Annotated in this window: 17 protein-coding genes; 9 read left to right on the top strand and 8 right to left on the bottom strand. The window is 74.3% G+C overall.

All coding sequences use genetic code 11. The annotated features are described in order from the left end of the window. The first annotated feature begins 226 nt into the window (after positions 1-226). Together ACZ6X9_RS26055 and ACZ6X9_RS26050 are read left to right on the top strand one after the other, a co-directional pair. Positions 227-1,648, top strand: a complete 1,422-nt coding sequence (locus tag ACZ6X9_RS26055; protein ID WP_469780642.1) for a nucleobase:cation symporter-2 family protein — start codon at positions 227-229, stop codon at positions 1,646-1,648. 48 nt (positions 1,649-1,696) lie between these two features. Next, positions 1,697-3,247, top strand: coding sequence for a YfcC family protein (locus ACZ6X9_RS26050; protein WP_469780435.1), 1,551 nt, complete (start codon positions 1,697-1,699; stop codon positions 3,245-3,247). Between the two features lie 16 nt (positions 3,248-3,263). On the opposite strand, the gene ACZ6X9_RS26045 is transcribed toward ACZ6X9_RS26050, so the two are convergent. The 3 genes from ACZ6X9_RS26045 to ACZ6X9_RS26035 all read right to left on the bottom strand — a co-directional run bounded on the left by ACZ6X9_RS26045 (position 3,264) and on the right by ACZ6X9_RS26035 (position 8,651). Continuing rightward, positions 3,264-5,258 carry an ABC transporter ATP-binding protein gene (locus ACZ6X9_RS26045; protein WP_469780434.1) on the bottom strand — a complete coding sequence of 665 codons (1,995 nt, stop codon included), beginning with the start codon at positions 5,256-5,258 and terminating at the stop codon, positions 3,264-3,266. A 138-nt stretch (positions 5,259-5,396) separates the two neighbouring features. Beyond that, positions 5,397-7,022, bottom strand: coding sequence for a malate synthase A (gene aceB, locus ACZ6X9_RS26040; RefSeq protein ID WP_469780433.1), 1,626 nt, complete (start codon positions 7,020-7,022; stop codon positions 5,397-5,399). Positions 7,023-7,262: 240 nt separating this feature from the next. Next, complete coding sequence (locus tag ACZ6X9_RS26035; RefSeq protein ID WP_469780432.1) at positions 7,263-8,651, bottom strand: helix-turn-helix domain-containing protein; 1,389 nt, start codon at positions 8,649-8,651, stop codon at positions 7,263-7,265. Positions 8,652-8,850: 199 nt separating this feature from the next. Here ACZ6X9_RS26035 and ACZ6X9_RS26030 point away from each other — a divergent pair, with 199 nt between their 5' ends. The 4 genes from ACZ6X9_RS26030 to ACZ6X9_RS26015 all read left to right on the top strand — a co-directional run bounded on the left by ACZ6X9_RS26030 (position 8,851) and on the right by ACZ6X9_RS26015 (position 12,121). Then, positions 8,851-9,852 carry a Gfo/Idh/MocA family protein gene (locus tag ACZ6X9_RS26030; protein WP_469780431.1) on the top strand — a complete coding sequence of 334 codons (1,002 nt, stop codon included), beginning with the start codon at positions 8,851-8,853 and terminating at the stop codon, positions 9,850-9,852. Next, a complete protein-coding gene (locus ACZ6X9_RS26025; RefSeq protein WP_469780430.1) occupies positions 9,849-11,102 on the top strand; it encodes a DegT/DnrJ/EryC1/StrS family aminotransferase in 1,254 nt (417 codons plus the stop codon). Before ACZ6X9_RS26030 ends, ACZ6X9_RS26025 begins: the two co-directional genes overlap by 4 nt. Next, entirely contained in the window at positions 11,099-11,557 is a 459-nt protein-coding gene (locus ACZ6X9_RS26020) for an NUDIX hydrolase (protein ID WP_469780429.1), read from the top strand. Before ACZ6X9_RS26025 ends, ACZ6X9_RS26020 begins: the two co-directional genes overlap by 4 nt. Before the next feature lie 339 nt (positions 11,558-11,896). Further along, the gene (locus ACZ6X9_RS26015) at positions 11,897-12,121 is read left to right on the top strand and encodes a hypothetical protein (RefSeq protein ID WP_469780428.1); all 225 of its coding nucleotides are present in this window, start codon (positions 11,897-11,899) and stop codon (positions 12,119-12,121) included. 25 nt (positions 12,122-12,146) lie between these two features. Here ACZ6X9_RS26015 and ACZ6X9_RS26010 read toward each other — a convergent pair whose 3' ends face one another. After that, positions 12,147-12,779 carry a nucleotidyltransferase family protein gene (locus ACZ6X9_RS26010; RefSeq protein ID WP_469780427.1) on the bottom strand — a complete coding sequence of 211 codons (633 nt, stop codon included), beginning with the start codon at positions 12,777-12,779 and terminating at the stop codon, positions 12,147-12,149. A 155-nt stretch (positions 12,780-12,934) separates the two neighbouring features. Between ACZ6X9_RS26010 and ACZ6X9_RS26005 the strand changes: the two genes are divergently transcribed. Continuing rightward, the gene (locus ACZ6X9_RS26005) at positions 12,935-13,261 is read left to right on the top strand and encodes a DUF5955 family protein (protein ID WP_469780426.1); all 327 of its coding nucleotides are present in this window, start codon (positions 12,935-12,937) and stop codon (positions 13,259-13,261) included. 231 nt (positions 13,262-13,492) lie between these two features. Here the strand turns inward: ACZ6X9_RS26005 and ACZ6X9_RS26000 are convergent, their stop codons facing one another. Further along, entirely contained in the window at positions 13,493-14,275 is a 783-nt protein-coding gene (locus ACZ6X9_RS26000; protein ID WP_469780425.1) for an IclR family transcriptional regulator, read from the bottom strand. A gap of 226 nt (positions 14,276-14,501) precedes the next feature. On the opposite strand from ACZ6X9_RS26000, the gene allB reads away from it, so the two are divergent. Further along, on the top strand, positions 14,502-15,836 hold the full coding sequence (gene allB / locus ACZ6X9_RS25995; RefSeq protein ID WP_469780424.1) for an allantoinase AllB: 1,335 nt from the start codon (positions 14,502-14,504) through the stop codon (positions 15,834-15,836). Continuing rightward, positions 15,833-16,987: an allantoicase gene (gene alc / locus ACZ6X9_RS25990; RefSeq protein WP_469780423.1), complete on the top strand. Its 1,155-nt coding sequence runs from the start codon at positions 15,833-15,835 to the stop codon at positions 16,985-16,987. Before allB ends, alc begins: the two co-directional genes overlap by 4 nt. A gap of 199 nt (positions 16,988-17,186) precedes the next feature. Here the strand turns inward: alc and ACZ6X9_RS25985 are convergent, their stop codons facing one another. The 3 genes from ACZ6X9_RS25985 to ACZ6X9_RS25975 all read right to left on the bottom strand — a co-directional run bounded on the left by ACZ6X9_RS25985 (position 17,187) and on the right by ACZ6X9_RS25975 (position 18,920). Further along, positions 17,187-17,846 (bottom strand): thiaminase II/PqqC family protein, encoded by a 660-nt coding sequence (locus ACZ6X9_RS25985; protein WP_469780422.1) that lies wholly within the window; start codon positions 17,844-17,846, stop codon positions 17,187-17,189. Positions 17,847-18,004: 158 nt separating this feature from the next. After that, a complete protein-coding gene (locus ACZ6X9_RS25980; protein ID WP_469780421.1) occupies positions 18,005-18,283 on the bottom strand; it encodes a DUF6126 family protein in 279 nt (92 codons plus the stop codon). Continuing rightward, entirely contained in the window at positions 18,276-18,920 is a 645-nt protein-coding gene (locus ACZ6X9_RS25975) for a helix-turn-helix domain-containing protein (RefSeq protein WP_469780420.1), read from the bottom strand. The genes ACZ6X9_RS25980 and ACZ6X9_RS25975 overlap by 8 nt, the downstream gene beginning before the upstream one ends. Positions 18,921-19,039 lie beyond the last annotated feature (119 nt).

Raw genomic sequence — 19,039 nt, 5'->3', positions numbered from 1 at the left:
GCACAACGACAGGAGGAACGCCCCCGTGACCGTGCCCAGGCCACCCGCCGAACCGCCCGAAACAGGGCCGCCGCCCGAAGCAGGGCCGCCACCCGAAACGGGGCCGCCGCCCTCCAGAGGACCGCGGGCCGTCGCGCCGCCGGGCGGTATCACCGGCGCGACGCCTCCGGGGCCGGGGAGAGCGGAACCGGAGGGAACCGCCTTACCCTCGCCGCCGGGCGAGCCCATACCGCCCCCGCACCCCCCACCCGTCCAGCCCTCCCACCCCTCCCATCCCGCCCATCGCGCCCACCCCGTCCATCCCGTCGATGAACTCCCGCGCCCCGGGCGGTTGCTGGCGACCGGATCGCAGCACGTCGCCGCCAGTTACGCGGGCGTGGTGGCCCCGCCGCTGGTGATCGGGGCCGCCGTGGGACTGTCCACGCGGGAGATCACCTTCCTCGTCGGAGCCGCCCTCTTCACGGCCGGGCTCGCCACGCTGCTCCAGACCATCGGCTTCCTCGGGGTCGGGGCGCGGATGCCGTTCGTCAACGGCGTCTCCTTCGCGGGCGTCGCGCCGGTCCTGGCCCTCGCCGACGGGCAGACGGACCGGCGGGACGCGCTGCCCGTCGTCTACGGAGCGGTCATGGTCGCCGGGGCGCTCGGCTTCCTGCTGGCCCCCTACTTCTGCCGGCTCGTCCGCTTCTTCCCGCCCGTCGTCAGCGGGACGGTCATCACCCTCATCGGCCTCACCCTGCTGCCGGTCGCGTTCGGCTGGATCCAGGACGGCCACCCCGAGCGGCCCGCGTCCGGTACCGGCCTCGGCCTGGCCGGGGCCACGCTGCTGATCGTCCTGGTACTGCGCCGGCTGCTCCGGGGCTTCCTGCGGCAGATCGCCGTCCTGCTCGGTCTGGTCGCCGGCACCCTGCTGGCCGTGCCGCTGGGCGCGGTGGACGCCTCCGCCACCCGGCACGCGGCGCTCGTCGGCTTCCCCGAGCCGTTCCACTTCGGGCACCCGCAGTTCCAGGTGCCGGCCGTGGTGAGCATGTTCATCCTGATGCTGGTGTGTATGACCGAGAGCACCGCGGACATGCTCGCGCTCGGCGAGATAGTGGGACGGCCGGCGGACGAGAAGACGATCGCGGCCGGGCTGCGGGCGGACACCCTGGGCAGCGCCGTCGCGCCGGTGTTCAACGGCTTCACCAACAGCGCGTTCGCGCAGAACATCGGGCTCGTCGCCATCACCGGCGTGCGCAGCCGCTTCACGGTCGCCGTGTGCGGGCTGGTGTTCGTCGTCCTCGGGCTCAGCCCGGCGTTCGCCTCGCTGGTCGCGCTGGTGCCGCCGCCGGTGCTGGGCGGGGCGGGACTGGTGCTGTTCGGGACGGTCGCGGCCGGCGGGATCGGGATGCTGGTGAAGGCCGGCCTCGACCGGGGCGACAACGTGCTCGTCGCCGCCGTGTCGCTTGGCATGGGCATGATCCCCGTGGTCTCCAAGACCTTCTACGCGGGGGACGCCGTCCCCGAGGCGCTGCGGACGATCCTCGACTCGGGTGTCAGCGCCGGCTGTCTGACGGCCGTACTGCTCAACCTCGCGTTCCGGGGGGTGGGGCGCGTCCGGCGCAATGCCGAGCCGCCCCGCGTGGCGGAAGGGGAAAAACCGATGATCTAGTGACAATCGGGGCACACCGACTGCACCCGTCGTGCGGAGAGGGGCCCCATGGACGACCGGCCAGTGGAGGATGGCGCCGACAGCGAGCACAGCGAGCACAGCAGGCCCGGCAAGCCCAGCGGCCGGCGGTTCGTCTTCCCCAGCGCGCTCACCGTGCTCGTCGCCGTCACCATCGTCGTCTGGGCCCTCGCCTTCGTCGTCCCCTCCGGCACCTACCGGCGGACGCCGGACGGCAACCCCGTCCAGGGCACCTACCACCGCGAGGCGGCGCCGGGCGACTTCGTCCACCGGCTGGGCGAGCTGTTCCTCGCCCCCGTCAACGGCCTCTACGGCATCCGGGACCCGCGCACCGGTCAGGTCGCCACCGACGTCGCCGGCACCCTCTACGGCAGCGCGGGCGTCTTCCTGTTCGTCCTCGCCATCGGCGCGTTCATCACCGTCGTCTTCGCCACCGGCGCCCTCGACCGCGGCATCGAACGCCTCGCCCACCGGCTGCGCGCCCGCGGCGCCCTGCTGATCGCCGGCGTCATGACCGTCTTCTCGCTGCTGGGCACGGTGGAGGGCTTCGCCGAGGAGACGCTCGGCTTCTACGGCCTGATCGTGCCGCTGATGCTCGCCCTGGGGTACGACCGGATGGTCGCCACCGGCACGATCATCCTGGGCGCCGGCGTCGGCGTGCTCGCCTCCACCGTCAACCCCTTCGCCACGGGCGTGGCCTCGTCCGCCGCCGACGTCTCGCTCGGCGACGGGATCGCCCTGCGGTTCGCGATGTGGTTCGTCCTCACCGGTGTCACCATCGCCTACGTCCTCTGGTACGCGCACCGGGTGCGCACCCGTCCCGAGCGCTCCCTCGTCGGCTTCCTGCCCGGCGACCGGGAACTGGCCGCCGCGGCCGAGGAACCGCCCGCCCTCACCGGCCTGCACCGGACCGTGCTCGCCCTGGTCGCCGCCGTCTTCGTCTTCATGATCTTCTCGGTGATCCCGTGGGCGAGCGCCCTCACCGGACGTGCGGACGCCCGGCCCTACACCTGGGAACTCAACTGGTCCTTCGCCCAGTTGGCCGCCCTCTTCCTGACCGCCGCGGTGCTGGTCGGCATCGTCGCGCGGCTCGGCGAGCGGCGGCTGAGCGCGGTGGTCGTGCAGGGCGCGGCCGACTTCCTGGCCCCCGCCCTGACGATCGTTCTCGCCCGTGGCGTCACGGTCATCATGAACAACGCTCGCATCACGGACACCGTGCTGCACTCGATCGAGAGCGCCGTCACCGGCACCGCAGCCGCCCTCTTCGGCGTCATGGTCTTTATCGTCAACCTCCCCCTCGCCTTCCTCATCCCCTCCACCTCCGGCCACGCCACCCTCGCCATGCCGATCCTCGCCCCGCTCGCCGACTTCGCGGGCGTCTCCCGGGCGGTGGTGGTGACGGCCTGGCAGGCGGCCAGCGGCTGGATGAACCTGTGGGTGCCGACGACGGCCGTGGTGGTGGGCGGGGTCTCGCTGGCGAAGGTGGGGTACGACCGGTACCTGCGCTTCGTCTGGCCGCTGCTGGCCATCCTGGCGGTGCTGATCTGCGGGTTCGTGGCGTTCGGGGCGATCACCGGCTAGCCGGGGGCGCCGCCCGTCACGGTGCCGCGACCTCCGACGTCCGCTCGCTCTCCGTCCCTGCGGCTTCCGGCGCCCGCTCGCGCTCCGTCCCCGCGCCCTCCGTCGTCCCCGCGCTCTCCGTCCCCGCGCCCTCCGGCGTCCGCTCGCCCTCCGTCTTCGCGAACTGCGTGCGGTGCAGCTCGGCGTAGCGCCCGCCGAGCGCGAGGAGCTCGTCGTGCGTGCCGCGTTCGACGACGCGCCCGCCCTCCACGACGAGGATCCGGTCGGCGGCCCGGACGGTGGACAGCCGGTGGGCGATCACCACCGCCGTACGGCCCTCCAGCGCCTCCGCCAGGGCCTCCTGTACGGCGGCCTCGGAGGTGTTGTCGAGGTGGGCGGTGGCCTCGTCCAGGATGACGACGCGCTGCCGCGCCAACAGCAGCCGGGCGATGGTCATCCGCTGCCGCTCGCCGCCGGAGAGCCGGTAGCCGCGCTCGCCGACGACCGTGTCGAGACCGTCCGGCAGCGCGCGCACCAGTTCGTCGAGGCGGGCCCGCCGCAGCGCGTCCCACAGTTCGTCGTCCGTGGCGCCGGGCCGGGCGAGAAGCAGGTTGGCGCGGACGGTGTCGTGGAAGAGGTGGCCGTCCTGGGTGACCATGCCGATCGTGGCCCGCAGGGACGCGGCCGTCAGGTCCCGGACGTCCACGCCGCCGACGCGCACGGCGCCCGCGTCCACGTCGTACAGCCGGGGCAGCAGTTGCGCGATGGTGGACTTGCCGGCGCCCGACGAGCCGACCAGGGCGATCGTCTGCCCCGGCTCGGCGCGGAACGAGACGCCGTGCAGCACCTCGGTGCCGCCGCGCGTGTCGAGGGCGGCGACCTCCTCCAGGGAGGCGAGGGAGACCTTGTCGGCCGACGGGTAGCCGAAGCGGACGTCCTCGAACTCCACCGACACTGGCCCGTCGGGCACCGGCCGGGCGTCCGGCCGCTCCTCGATCAGCGGCTTGAGGTCCAGCACCTCGAAAACGCGCTCGAAGGAGACGAGGGCGCTCATGATCTCGACGCGGGCGCCGGCGAGCGCGGTCAGCGGCGCGTACAGCCGGGTGAGCAGCAGGGCGAGGGAGACGACGGCACCCGCCTCCAGCGAGCCGCGCAGCGCGAACCAGCCGCCCAGGCCGTACACCAGGGCCAGGGCGAGGGCCGAGACGAGCGTGAGCGCGGTGATGAACGCCGACTGGGCCATCGCCGTCCGCACCCCGATGTCCCGCACCCGGCGCGCCCGGGCCGCGAACTCCGCCGACTCGTCGTCCGGCCGCCCGAACAGCTTCACCAGCGTGGCACCGGGGGCCGAGAACCGCTCGGTCATCCGCGTCCCCATCGCGGCGTTGAGGTCCGCGGCCTCCCGCTGGAGCCGCGCCATCCGGGCACCCACCCGGCGCGCGGGTACCACGAACACCGGCAGCAGCACCAGCGCGAGCAGCGTGATCCGCCACGAGAGGGTCAGCATCACGGCGAGGGTGAGCAACAGCGTCACCAGGTTGCCGACGACGCCCGACAGCGAGTTGCTGAACGCCCGCTGGGCGCCGATCACGTCGTTGTTGAGCCGGCTGACCAGCGCGCCGGTGCGGGTGCGGGTGAAGAACGCCACCGGCATCCGCTGGACGTGGTCGAAGACCGCCGTCCGCAGATCCAGGATCAGTCCCTCGCCGAGGGTCGCGGACAGCAGGCGGTTCAGCAGGCCGAGCGCGGCCTCCCCGAGCGCGATCGCGGCGATCAGCAGCGCGAGCCGGACCACCGTCCCCGGGTCGTCGCCGCGCACGATCGCGTCCACCACCCGCCCGGCGAGCACCGGCGTGGCCACGGCGAGCAGCGCGCCCGCGACGCTGAGCAGCACGAACCGGATGATGCGGCGACGGTGCGGGCGCGCGAAGGCGCCGATGCGGCGCAGGGTGGCCCGGGTGAAGGGACGCCGGTTGTGCTGCGCGTTCATCAGGCCGTGCAACTGCGTCCAGGCGGTGGTCTCCATACTCATGAGAGGAACCGTAGAACCTCGACCATGGTGGAGGTAAAGCGGCGACCTGCTTTCCTCAGGCCGCCGCTCAGGCCGCCGCGTCGCCCCGGCCGCCCGCTCCTGCTTCCCTCAGGCAGGCCGCGTCGCCCCGGCCGGCGCTCAGTCGAGGAGGTCGTACGCGGGCAGCGTCAGGAACTCCGGGTAGTCGTCGTCCAGGGCGACCGTGAGCAGCAGGTCGTGCGCCTCCTGCCAGCGGCCGGACGCGAACGCCGCGTCGCCCAGCTCCTTCCGGAGGGCCGCGAGCTCCCCGGCCGCCACCTCGCGGACGAGGCCGGGCGTCGCCTTCTCGCCCCCCTCCAGGTGAACGCCGGCGTGCACCCACTGCCAGATCTGGGACCTGGAAATCTCCGCCGTGGCCGCGTCCTCCATGAGGTTGAAGATGGCCACCGCGCCCTGCCCCCGCAGCCAGGACTCGATGTAGCGGATGCCGACCTGGACGGCGTTGCGCAGCCCCTCGACCGTGGGCTTGGCCTCCGTCGTGTCGAGCGCGAGCAACTGCTCCGCGGTGACGCGGACGTCCTCCCGCAGCCGGTGCTTCTGGTGCGGGCGGTCGCCCAGGACGGCGTCGAACGCGGCCCGCGCGACCGGGACGAGGTCCGGGTGGGCCACCCACGAGCCGTCGAAACCGTCGTTCGCCTCCCGCTCCTTGTCGGCCCTGACCTTCTCCAGCGCCGCCTCGTTGACCTCCGGGTCACGGCGGGACGGGATGAACGCCGCCATGCCGCCGATCGCGTGCGCGCCGCGCTTGTGGCAGGTGCGGACGAGGAGTTCGGTGTAGGCGCGCATGAACGGGACGGTCATCGTCACGGCGTTGCGGTCGGGCAGGACGAACCTCTCGCCGGCGTCACGGAAGTTCTTGATGAGGGAGAAGAGGTAGTCCCAGCGGCCGGCGTTGAGCCCCGACGCGTGGTCGCGCAGCTCGTAGAGGATCTCCTCCATCTCGAACGCCGCGGTGATCGTCTCGATCAGCACGGTGGCCCGGACCGTGCCGTGCGGCAGTCCGACGTACTCCTGGGCGAAGACGAACACGTCGTTCCACAGCCGCGCCTCGAGGTGCGACTCCAGCTTCGGCAGGTAGAAGAACGGTCCCTTGCCGCGCTCCGCGAGCCGGCGCGCGTTGTGGAAGAAGAACAGCCCGAAGTCGACCAGCGCGCCCGGGACGGGCCGGCCCGCGACGGTGAGATGCCGCTCGTCGAGGTGCCAGCCGCGCGGCCGGACGACGACCGTCGCGAGCTCCTCGTCCGGCCGCAGGGCGTACGTCTTCCCCTCCGGGCTGGTGAAGTCGATGCGCCGCTCGAACGCGTCGGTCAGGTTCACCTGCCCCTGGACCACGTTCCGCCAGGTGGGAGCGGAGGCGTCCTCGAAGTCCGCGAGCCACACGCGGGCCCCGGAGTTGAGGGCGTTGACCGTCATCTTGCGGTCCGTCGGACCGGTGATCTCGACCCGCCGGTCCTCGAGCGCGGCCGGGGCCGGGGCCACCCGCCACGTCGGGTCCTCACGCACGCGCGCCGTCTCCGGCGGGAACTCCAGGGTGCCCGTACGGGCGATCGCCGCCCGCCGCTCCACGCGGCGCGCCAGCAGGTCGTCCCGGCGCGGGGTGAACCGCTCGTGCAGTGCGGCCACGAACTCCAGGGCCGGGCCGGTCAGCACCTCCTCCTGACGCGTCACGGGCGCGGTCCCCGCGACGACGGTCGGAACGGGCGGCGTCGGCGCTGCTGCGGACATGGCGGTCACTCCTCGCTCGGCTGCTCGAACGGTGCGGCACCCGGCGGACGGCACGGAGTGCCGCGCGCCGGTGATCTAGTGGAGACTAGATTTCGCATCTCGGAACCGCAATGGGCGGGCGGTGGTTTCCGGCCGCTCGGTGGTTCCGTCGAGGGCAGGCCTGACGGTGGCGGCGGCGGTGGTGAGTCGTGCCGCGTGCGGAAGGGCGGCGACGACCAGGCAGGCACGGCGAGTGAACCGTCAGGTGAGGACACCGACCCGGGCGGCGAGCCCGCGCAGCTCGGTCGTCGTGCGTCCGGAGACCAGCAGCCCCGAGACCAGGGTTTTCACCGCAGGTCGGGCGTGGGTTTCTTCCGGGGCGTGGTGTTCGGCGGCCAGGAGGGCGCGGATGCAGTCGTCCCTTCGGTTCCATCGGGCACAGGCGGTGGCGACGTCGGTGTAGTAGCGGGCCCGGCGCTCGGTGCTCGGCAGGCTCCCGGGCGTCACCGCCCTGGCCGCCGCGAGCGCGGCGGAGGGGTCGCCGGCGGAGTTCTCGGCGGAGACCAAGTGGAGCCGGACGGTGGTGGGGCTGAAACCGCCGCCGTGGTCCCGCAGCACGGCACCCGGGCCGAGCTCCCGGGCGATGGCTGCGGCCTCGGCGGTCAGCTCCCGCATGCCGGCCGCGTCGCCGGCGCGGGCGGCGGTGTACGCGGCGGACTGGATCAGCAGACCCCGCTGGGCCATCATGGCCGGCGCTCCGCCGCGGAGGGCGGGGTGGTCGGCGGCCGTCAGGGCGATGGACAGTGCCTGCTCGCGCCAGCCGGCCTTGCGTGCGAGAACCGCGAGTTGACGTGCGGCCTCGGCGCTCAGTAGGGGCTCACCGACGGCTTCCGCGGCCTGACGGGCGCGGTCGGCGGCCATCCAGCCGAGCTGTGGCTCGTCCAGCTTGATCAGCATGCGCGTGGCCAGAAGATAGCTGTGCGCCAGAAGCCCGTCGTTCCCGGCGTCCGCACCGCCGGCCCGGGCGTGGGCCGCGCAGATCAACCGGGGCAACCGCACGGCCAGACTGCCGTACGCGCAGGTGTGGAAGTCGGCGAAGGCGCGGGCCAGGTCGGCTCGGAGGACCGCCGTCGGCGGCACGGTGACACCTCTGTGCAGGCCGAGCATGGCGTCCCGCACCCGCGCGACCAGGGTCTCGCCGACGGTGGCCCCCTCGCCGGTTGTCCTGCCGGCGGGCAGGACGGGGGCGCCGACTGCCGCGGCGGCCGTGACCGCGAGGTTCGCGAGCAACTTCCTGCGCCGCACCGGGCCCTCCCCGTCGTCTCGACGAGCCGTCCCCGCCACCCTAGGCCCCGGAAGGCGGGGGTAGGCGGTGGTCGCGCCGATCGCCGGTCCGCGCCGGACCTCCGGCCGAGAGGCCAGACCGAGGGTCCGGGACGGAATACCCAGCGTGTCGGCGAAGCGCCGTAGCACGGTGACGTCGGTCAGTGGCGAGACGCCGCGCTCATAGCGGGAGATCTGGGAGGCGGAGTAGCCGGTCAGCTCGCCGAGCCGGGCCAGGGTCAGGCCCTGTTTCTTGCGCGCCTGCCGGACCAGTTCCCCGGGGCTGCCATCCACCACCGGCACCGGCGGTGATCCGACCGCGTCCATTCTCTTCCCCCGCTCGCCGGGAGTGCGCCGCCGCACACCGTACTCGCACGTGCCGGGCCTGTGCAGGGGCTTTGCACGGGATGCAAACCGCTTTGCGGCCTGCGGCATCGCCCCTGCCGCCGACGGCACGGCCGCGGTGTCCTCGGAGGGCAGGCGGCTCGGACGGCGGGTCGCTGCGCAGCCGAAGGGGATGTGAGTGATGAGCGTACGCAAAAGGGCGGCGCTGGTGGGGCTCGGCGGCCAGGCCGCCGACGACCACCTGCCCGGCCTCGCCAGGTGCCGCCTCGCCGAGCTCGCCGGAGTTTGCGACGTCGACGCCGACCGGGCCGCCGCCGTGGCCGCCGAACACCAGGTGCCCGGCTTCACCACCGTCGAACGTCTCCTGCGGGAGCTCCGACCGGACTTCGTCATCGCCGCGGTACCACACCACGCCGGCCGGGAGGTCGTGGTCGCGTGCGCCGAGGTCGGGGTGCACGTGCTCAAGGAGAAGCCGTTCGCCACCGACCCTCACGAGGCGGCCGAGCCGGCGGAGCTGTGCGACAAGGACGGGATCGAGCTGATGGTCGCGGTGCAGCGCCGCTTCCACCCCGTCTACGCCGCCGTTCTCCAGTTGCTGGAGCGGATCGGCACCCCGTACCTGGTCGAAGGCCGGTACACCTTCCACTGCCCGGACCCGGCCGCCGGGTGGCGTGGCCGTACGGAGCTCGCGGGAGGCGGATGCCTGGCGGACATGGGCTACCACCTCATCGACTTGCTCCTGTGGTACCTCGGGCTGCCCGATCGTGTCCTCGCGGACACATCGACCGCCGCGGTGCCGGGGACCGCGTACGACGCGGAGGACACCGCCCTGGTCCACCTCGCCTACGACCACGGGCCGTACGGCTCGCTGCTGGTCTCCCGCTCAGCCGGCCCGAAGACCGAGCGCCTGGCCATCACCGGACCATACGGCACGCTCATCGTCGAGCGCGGCACCGTACGCCTCCTCGACCCGGGCGGGCAGGTGACCGAGGCGCTGCTGCGCGAGCCGGCCTGGCCCTGCTCGCCGGCCGTGCAGATCGACCGCTTCTGCCGCGTCCTGGACGGCGCAGCGCCGAACCCTTCCGGCCCGGCCGCTCACTTGCCGCACACCGCGTTCCTGGCCGCCGCCTATGCCTCCGCCACCACCAACCGCCCGGCCGATCCCAAGGAGTTCCTGGCATGAATGGCTCCCCGCTCGCACTCCTCGGCGGCCGGTCCGTCGTGACGGCCCGCGGCCCGCACTTCGTGTGGCCGCCGATCGAAGACGCGGACCGACGCGCGGTCTCGGCCCAACTGGAGACGGCCGTCTCGATCCCCGACCGCTCCGGCGTCGTCGCGGACCTGGAGGACGCGCTCGCCGCCTACCTCGGAATCCGGCACGCCGTGACGACCTGTACGGGAACGGCAGCGCTGCACTCGATGTACGCGGCCGCCGGGATCGGACCCGGCGACGAGGTCATCGTCCCGGCCCTGACCTTTCACGCCACCGCCACCCCGCTCTTCCACCTCGGAGCGCACCCGGTTCTCGCCGACGTCGACGACCGCGGCCGACTCGACCTCGACGATGCCGCCCGGCGCGTCACCGCCCGGACGAAGGCCGTCGTCGCGGTGCATCTGTGGGGCCTGCCGGAGGACATGGACGCGCTGGTGTCCTTCACAGAGGCGCATGGACTGATGCTGCTGGAGGACGGCTCCCACGCCCACGGCGCCACCTGGAAACAGCAGCGGATCGGCACGTTCGGCACCGCGTCCGCGTTCAGCCTCAACGGCCCCAAGCCGCTCTCGGCCGGCGAGGGCGGCTTCGTCGCCACCGACGACACCGAGCTGTACTACCGGGTGCTGCTCCACGGCCAGTACAACAAGCGGTGCCGCCGCGAGATCCCCGCCGACCACCCGCTCGCCCGTTTCGCGGTCACCGGCATGGGCCTCAAACTGCGCATCCACCCCCTGGCCGCCGCGCTCGCCCGCACCCAACTCACGCGCCTCGACGGTCACCTCGCCGTGCGCCGGGAGATCGCGGCCCGGATGGGCGCCGCCCTGGAGGGCCTGCCGGGCATCCGGGTGCCGCACGTACCGGTCCACGCCCGGCCGTCCTGGTACGCGCTGCCGCTGCGGTACGAGCCGGGTGAACTCGGCGGGCTGTCGCTCCGGCGCTTCCTCGACGCCGTCCACGCGGAAGGCGCCACCGTCGCCGACCGGCCGGGCTCGACCCGACCCCTGGGCACTCATCCGCTGTTCCAGGCCCCCGGGGCCCTGCTGCCTGGCTACGCTGGCCGCCAGAGCCCTGCCGCCGGTAACTTCCCGACGGCCGAGCACGTGTACGCCACCACCTTCAAGCTGCCGGTCTGGCACCGCGAGGAGGACGTTCCCCTCGCCGACGCCTACACCGCGGCCGTCGCCAAAGTCGCCTCTCATGCGGAGGACCTGCTGTGAGCCCGTCTCCCCCCGACTCCGGTCTGCTCGACGACCTTGTCCGCGCCGCCGAACGCGACGGCATCGCCAAGACCGTCGTCGGCGCCGTCATCGCCGACGCCGACGGCAAGGTCCTGCTGCTGCACCGACCGACGGGCGACTACCTCGGCGGCCTGTGGGAGCTGCCCTCCGGCGGCGTCGACGACGGCGAAACCCTCGTCGAGGCCCTGCGGCGGGAAGTCGCCGAGGAGACCGGACTGACGATCACGGCCGTCGGCGGCTACCTCGGCCACTTCGACTACCGCTCCGGCAGTGGGCGCGCCACCCGTCAGTTCAACTTCACCGCCACCGTCTCGGGGGAGACGGTCATTCTCACCGAACACGACGCGCACTTGTGGGCCGACCGCGCTCGGCAGAGTCAGGTCTCCGGTGCCGTCCGGACTGTTCTCCGCGCCTGGCGCGAACAGGCGGTCTGACCGGCTTCCACGCCCGACGGGCCCCGACCGCCCTCTCTCGGAGGGGCGGTCGGGGCCCGCGGCTGCGGGGGGTGTCCGCTGAGAGGTGGCTCCGCGACGTGACGTGGACCGGGCGCTGGTGTCGGGCAAGGGGCGCCGCTACGCTGGGAGTTGCTTGACCGGCGGGTGAGTGGGGCACTGGCGACGTGTCCGATGGGGGACAGTGCTCCGGCCGTGGCCGGAAATGAGTACACGTGAGTCTCTGATCGTCGCGGAGTCTCGGCGGACCATCGTGAGGGGTGGTCGGGCCGAGGCTTGCCTGCCGACGGGTCGACCGCCTTCCGGAGAAGGGGATCGACCGTGAGACCGACTTTTCCCGTTCAGGTGCTTCTCGTGCTGCTGGCGTTCGCCACCTCGTTGCTGGTCGCCGTGGTGGCCGGTGGGCTGTCGTACGTGACGGGGGTGCGGGCCGCCGGGGCCGTGCTGTGCGGTGGGGGTGCGTTCCTGGGGTGGATGACGCTGTGCGTCACCGTGTTGAGCGCGCTCGGTCTGCTCGGGGGTGAGAGGACGGGCCGGGGCGACTGAGGCCGGGCCGGGGTCCCTGTGGTGGTCAGTCGAGGAGCCGGGCGAGGTCCGCCGGGGTGTCGATGTCGTGGGGGGCGGCGACGTCCTCGCAGGGGACGGTGGTGACGGCGGACGCGTGCGCGCGCAGGTACGCGCGTGCGCCGCGGTCGCCCGTGGCCGACGCGGCGATCCCCGCCCAGTGGGCGCGGGCGAACAGGACCGGGTGGCCGCGCCGGCCCGCGTACGACGCGGTCACCAGGCCGGCCCCCGCGCGGTGGGCCGCCAGCACCCGGGCCACCGCCGCCGCGCCGATCCCCGGCTGGTCCACCAGCAGCACCAGGGCCGCCGAGGCGCCGGTGCCGGCCAGCGACGCCAGTCCGGCGCGGAGGGAGGAGCCCATGCCCGTCGCCCAGTCCGGGTTCCCGACCACCGTGCACGCCGTGCCCGCGAGCCGTCGCCGGACCTCGGCCGCCGCGGCGCCCGCCACCACGTGGACCGGTCCGCAGCCGCCCGCCGCGAGCTCCGCGACCGCGCGTTCGGCCAGGGTGCGGCCCTGGTGTTCGAGAAGCGCCTTGGGCCGGCCGCCCAGTCGCCGCCCGCCGCCCGCCGCCAGCAGCAGTCCGGCGACGGGTGCGGCGGCCTCTTCTCTCTCATCCCTCTCATCCCTCGTCAGCGTCATGCCCCTTGCATAGCGCAAGGGCGGCCACCCGCGCCCCCGTACGGGAGTTCGCCACTCGCTCGGGAAGACGCGGCCTGAATTTCGCTTTCCGTGTGGCGCGGCCCGTGGGAAGTGGCGTTAACTGATCGCGCGTGGGCGTGGGCAGGGGGAGACTCGTGGCGGAAGGCGCCGTGGTGGTGGAACAGGGGCCGACGGGCCGTCCCGGCGAGCGGGATCCGCAGCGGGACCCGAAGGTGGACGAGCTGAGCGCCGCGGTCTCCCGGCTCCGCCGGGCACTGGCCGCGCACCCCGCCCGGTTACCCGACCGGGACGCCGCCGAGGACGAGCTCGCGGCCCTCGACGCGATGGCCCGCGCGGGCGACCCGGAGGTCTCCCGGCTGCGCAGCTCGCTGCTGCTCGTCGCGGGCGCGGTCGGCTCGGTGAGCGCGCTGGCGCCCGCCCTGGGCGAGGTCCGCGCGGCGGTCGACCGCTTCGCGGGGTAGGAAGCCCTGGTCCCGGTCTCAGATCCCGGTCCCGGCCCCGGAGCCCTGGTCCCGGCCTCGGAGCACGTCCCGGCGCCAGGGGACGCACCCTCGCTTCGCCGATTCCCGAGGGCAGGCCCCCAGGCCCGTTCGACCGCGGCTCCGCCGCTCGTCCTCCCCGCCGGACCGGCTACGGGGGCGCTCCCCCCGAGGGAGGGATCCGGGCGCCGCCCGCCGCGGGCGCCCCGCCCGTCAGGCCGGTGTCGTGTTGGCGAGCGTCGCGGCCAGCTCCGCTGCGACCTGCTTCAGCAGCGGGACGATGCGCTCCGTCGCCTCTTCCGTGACGCGGCCCGCCGGGCCCGAGATGGAGATGGCCGCCGCCGTGGGGGAGTCGGGCACCGGGACCGCCAGGCAGCGGACGCCGATCTCCTGTTCGTTGTCGTCGACCGCGTAGCCGGAGTCGCGGACGCGGGCCAGCGCGTCGACGAAGACGTCCGGCGAGGTGATGGTCTTCTCGGTGGCGGCGGGCATGCCCGTCCGGCCGAGGATCGCGCGGACCTCGTCGTCCGGTGCCTGGGCGAGCAGGGCCTTGCCGACGCCGGTGGTGTGCGGCAGGACGCGCCGGCCGACCTCGGTGAACATCCGGACCGAGTGGCGGGAGGGCACCTGGGCGACGTAGACGACCTCGTCGCCGTCGAGCAGGGCCATGTTCGCGGTCTCGCCGGTCTCGTCCACCAGACGCGTCAGGTGCGGCCGGGCCCAGGTGCCCAGCAGGCGGGCGGAGGACTCGCCGAGGCGGATCAGGCGCGGGCCGAGCGCGTAGCGCCGGTTGGGCTGCTGGCGGACGTAGCCGGTGGCGACGAGGGTGCGCATCAGGCGGTGGATGGTGGGCAGCGGCAGGCCGCTGGCCGTGGCCAGTTCGCTCAGCCCGACCTCGCCGCCTGCGTCGGCCATGCGCTCCAGGAGGACGAAGGCGCGCTCGAGGGACTGCACGCCCCCGGTGGCTGACGGGGTTCTGGGCTCGGACGAGGGCACTGGTCGCGGTCCTTCCGGGGTGGGGTGGGAGCAGCCTACCGGGCCGTGGCCGGTGGCTCACCCACGGTTCTGGCGCGTGGAAGCGATCTCCCGCTTCGCGGAAAGCTCCATGTGGGGAGGGTGGCGATGCGGGAGGGGTTGACGGGGTCCCGACAGAAATGGAGACTGCGGGCCAGTGCGGTTCAACAGAACGTTGAAATCCGCCTGTTGACCCTCGGGGGGCGTCGTGTCCGACCGGCAGCTCGTCCTGCGTTCCCGGCGGGTGGTGACGCCCGAGGGCACCCGCCCCGCCTCCGTCGTCGTCGAGGGCGGCCGCATCACCGCCGTCACCGGCCACACCGCCCCGCCCGGGCCCGGCGCCCGGGTCGAGGACCTGGGCGACGACGTCCTCCTCCCCGGGCTCGTCGACACCCACGTGCACGTCAACGATCCCGGCCGCACCGAGTGGGAGGGCTTCGCCACCGCCACCCGCGCCGCGGCGGCCGGCGGCGTCACCACCCTCGTCGACATGCCGCTCAACAGCGTCCCGCCCACCACCACCGTCGCGCACCTGCGCGTCAAACGGGACACCGCCCGCCCTGCCGTCCACGTCGACGTCGGCTTCTGGGGCGGGGCGGTGCCGGACAACCGGGCCGACCTGCGCCCCCTGCACGACGCCGGCGTCCTCGGCTTCAAGGCGTTCCTCTCGCCCTCCGGCGTGGACGAGTTCCCGCCGCTGGACGCCGCCGCCCTGGAGGCGGCCGCCGCCGAGCTCGCCGCCTTCGACGGGCTGCTGATCGTGCACGCCGAGGACCCGGAGCGACTGGACGGCGCGCCCGCCCCCGACGGCCCGCGCTACGCCGGCTTCCTCGCCTCCCGGCCGCGCGACGCCGAGAACGCGGCGGTCGAACAGCTCGTCGGCGTCGCCCGGCGGCACGGCACCCGGGTGCACGTCCTCCACCTGTCCTCCGCCGACGCGCTCGGCACGCTCGCCGCCGCCCGGGCGGCGGGCGTCCGGATCAGCGCCGAGAGCTGCCCGCACTTCCTCACCCTCACCGCCGAGGAAGTCCCGGACGGCGCGACCGAGTTCAAGTGCTGTCCGCCCATCCGGGAGGCCGCCAACCGGGACGCGCTGTGGGCCGGGCTGGCCGCCGGGACGATCCAGTGCGTGGTCTCCGACCACTCGCCGTGCACCGCCGACCTGAAGGTCCCCGACTTCGGCCGCGCCTGGGGCGGCATCGCCTCCCTCCAGCTCGGCCTGCCCGCCGTCTGGACCGAGGCCCGCCGGCGCGGCCACACCCTGGACGACGTGGCCCGCTGGATGGCCACCGCGCCCGCCGCCCTCGCCGGGCTCGCCGCCAAGGGCGCCATCGAGCCCGGCCGCGACGCGGACTTCGCGGTGCTCGCCCCCGACGAGACGTTCACCGTCGACCCGGCCGCCCTGCAGCACCGCAACCCGGTGACCGCCTACGCGGGCCGCACGCTGACCGGCGTCGTCCGGTCCACCTGGCTGCGCGGGCGGCGGATCCACCACCTCGGTGCCCTCACCGCACCCACCGGCCGACTCCTGGAGCGCGCATGAGCATCACCAGCGGCATACCCGCCGCCCTCACCGCCCCCGGCACCGCTCTCACCTCGTTCACCGGTCCCGCGCGGCCCTACCGGGGCGGCGACCCCTACGCCGACCACCGCGCCGCCGCCGACCTCCCGTTCGACCACCTCCCCGACCTCGCCGACCGGCGGCTCGGCGGCGCCGTGATCGCCGCCGGGGACGAGTTCTTCGCCCAGCGCGAGAACCTCCTCGTCCCCGGCCCGGCCCGCTTCGACCCCGAGCACTTCGGACACAAGGGCAAGGTCATGGACGGCTGGGAGACCCGCCGCCGGCGCGGCCCGTCCGCCGACCACCCGTACCCCGGCGACGACGAGCACGACTGGGCGCTCGTCCGGCTCGGTGTGCCCGGCGTCGTCCGCGGCCTCGTCGTCGACACCGCCCACTTCCGCGGCAACCACCCGCAGGCCGTGAGCGTCGAGGCGACCGCCCTGCCCGGGACGCCGTCCCCGGAGGAGCTGACGGCGGACGACGTGCGGTGGACCGTCCTCGTCCCCCGCACCCCGGTCGGCGGCCACGCGGCCAACGCCTTCGCCGTCGACCACCCGCGCCGCTGGACCCACCTGCGCCTCCGGCAGTACCCGGACGGCGGCATCGCCCGGTTCCGCGTCCACGGCGAACCCGTGCCGGACCCGGCCTGGCTCACCGTGCTGGGGACCGTGGACGTGGCCGCGCTGGAGAACGGCGGCCTGGCCGAGGACGCCTCCGACCGCTTCTTCTCCTCGCCGTCCGGCCCCATCATGCCGGGCCGCTCCCGGCGCATGGACGACGGCTGGGAGACCCGCCGCCGGCGCGACCGGGGCCACGACTGGGTGCGCTACCGGCTGGCCGGACAGTCGCTGCTGCGCGCCGTCGAGATCGACACCGGCTGTTACCAGGGCAACGCGGCGGGCTGGGCGGCGCTCTCCGCGCGCGACGCGGCGGGGGACGGCGACTGGACCGAGATCCTGCCCCTCACCCGCCTCCGGCCCGACTCCGTCCACCGCTTCCCGCTGCCGGACCGCCCGGTCGCCACCCACCTGCGGCTCGACATCCATCCGGACGGGGGGATCGCCCGGCTGCGGGTGCACGGCGTGCTGACGGAGGAGGGGGTGCGGGGGCTGGAGAAGCGTTGGGGCGGCTGAGGCGCCGCGGCGGGTGCGCGGCCCTCGGACGGGGCGGGTGACGCCGGCGGTGGCGTGACGCGGGGGACTGGGTGGCGCGGCGGACTGGGTGGCGCGGGGGAGCGGGTGCGCGGGGGAGTGGGTGGCGCGGCGGACTGGGTGGCGCGGGGGAGCGGGTGCGCGGGGGAGTGGGTGGCGCGGCACAGTGGGTGACGAGGCGTCACATCTCCACGAGCGCGTTCCAGAACATCGTCTCGTAGCTCTGCAGGAGCCGTCCGTAGCGGTGCGCCAGCCGTTCCGTGAGGAGCCCGTCGGCCAGCCCGGCCGCCACCGCCGCCAGGGCCCGCTCGGCCGCCTCCGGCGCCGGCCGGGCGAAGTGGTCGAAGAAGCCGCAGGCCGCGTCGTCGAACCCGTAGTGCGCGCGCAGCGCCCGCCCCAGCGTGGCGCAGTAGCCGCCCCACGTCGCGAAGTTGACGGTCAGGGCCACCACCACGTCCACCGGCTCCGCCTGGAGGGCCAGCCAGGACGTGTACGCGGGGTACGCCTGGCAACCCGGCGTCGGCTCGTACTCCCGTACCGTCCGCTCGTCCAGCCCGCAGGCCGCGGCCAGGGGCGTCAGCAGCTCCAGCGCGGTGGTCTCGTCACGCGCCAGCGGCGCGAAGAACGCCGCCACGGCGGGGCGGCCCGCCGACCGTTCCGCCAGGTGCCGGAAGGCGGCCCGGTCGGCGGCGATGACGTGGTGCTGCTCCAGCGCGAACGCGGCGATCACCGAGCGCGGTGCCGAACCGTCGGCGATCCGGGGGACGAGCCGGTTGGCGCCCGTGTGCGGGGCCGGCTCGCGCACCGCGTCCGCCAGGACGTCCTGAGCCGTGCGCGCCATCGGCGTTCCGCCTTCCTGGGGTGGGTCCAAGTGCGGGGACGGGCCGTCAGGATAGCGGCCGGCCCGCGTTCGGGGCCGTCACCCGCCCGGGGGAAGCGGTCACGTGCCGCGGGGCGCCGGCGGGGTCCGGGCGGTCACTCGCCCAGGGGTGGAAGCGGTCACTTGCCCAGGTAGAAGAGGAGGAAGAAGAAGGCGGAGATGAAGTGGACGGCGACCAGGTAGATGAAGACCCGTACCGCCATGCCCATGGGCGCGCGGTCCTCCACCTGGGCCTCCTCCCGCGCGGGGGCAGGGGTCGTGGCGGCGGCGGGGGCGGTGTCCTCCGGGCGCGGGGCGGCGCCGTCCGGGACGGTGGCCGGGGTGCCGCCCGGGGCGGTGGCCGTCCCGGCGTCGTCCGCGGCAGGCCGCACCGTCCGACGGTGCGCGGTGTCACTCATGGTGTCCCCTCCGGTTGGGTCCGGCGTCGCCGAGGCACAGCCCGGCCACGCCGCTCTGCATCAGCGTGTGCATGAACAGCAGGTCCACCCCGCCGGGCGTGGCGGACGCGATGCGGTGCGGGGTGAGCGAGTCGAAGTGGGCGGCGTCGCCCGGGCCGAGCAGGTGCGTCGTCCCGCCGAGCGACAGCCGGAGCCGGCCCGCGGTGACGTAGAGCCACTCCTCGCCCGGGTGCACGCGTACCAGGTCCTCCTGGCCGGCCGCGTCGTGCCCGTGCGGCACGTGCAGCCGCAAGGCCTGCATGGCCCGGCCGGAACCGCCGGCGCGCCAGTACGTCCAGCCGCCGGCCCGCTGGGCCTCCATCCGGTCCGCCCGCACGATCGGGTCCGCCGACTGGGGCACTTCGCCCAGGAGGTCGGATACCGTCGTCCCGTAGGTGCGCGCGAGCGCCAGCAGCATGGGGAGGGACGGCGTCCGGCGGCCGGTCTCCAGGCGGGACAGGTGGGCGGGCGACAGTCCGGCCCGCGCCGCGGCCGCCTCCAGCGTCAGCGCGCTGCGAGTGCGCAGTGCGCGCAACTGCGGGGCGACGGCGGGCAGATCCTCGGTCGGGGGGTCTTCCGTGCCGGTGCGTGGGCTCATGTACCCGGTATAGCCCCGCCGTGCCTCAAAGGCAAAAGTTCTTGCCTCTCAGGCAAAGCGGTCCGTGCGGGGAGTGGGTGAACGATGGGGGAACATCGTGTGTTTGTCGTTGACATGTC

The organism is Streptomyces sp. NPDC052910 (assembly GCF_055585605.1).
The sequence above is the reverse complement of the archived record's forward strand: the minus strand, read 5'-3'. Positions and strand labels throughout refer to the sequence as shown.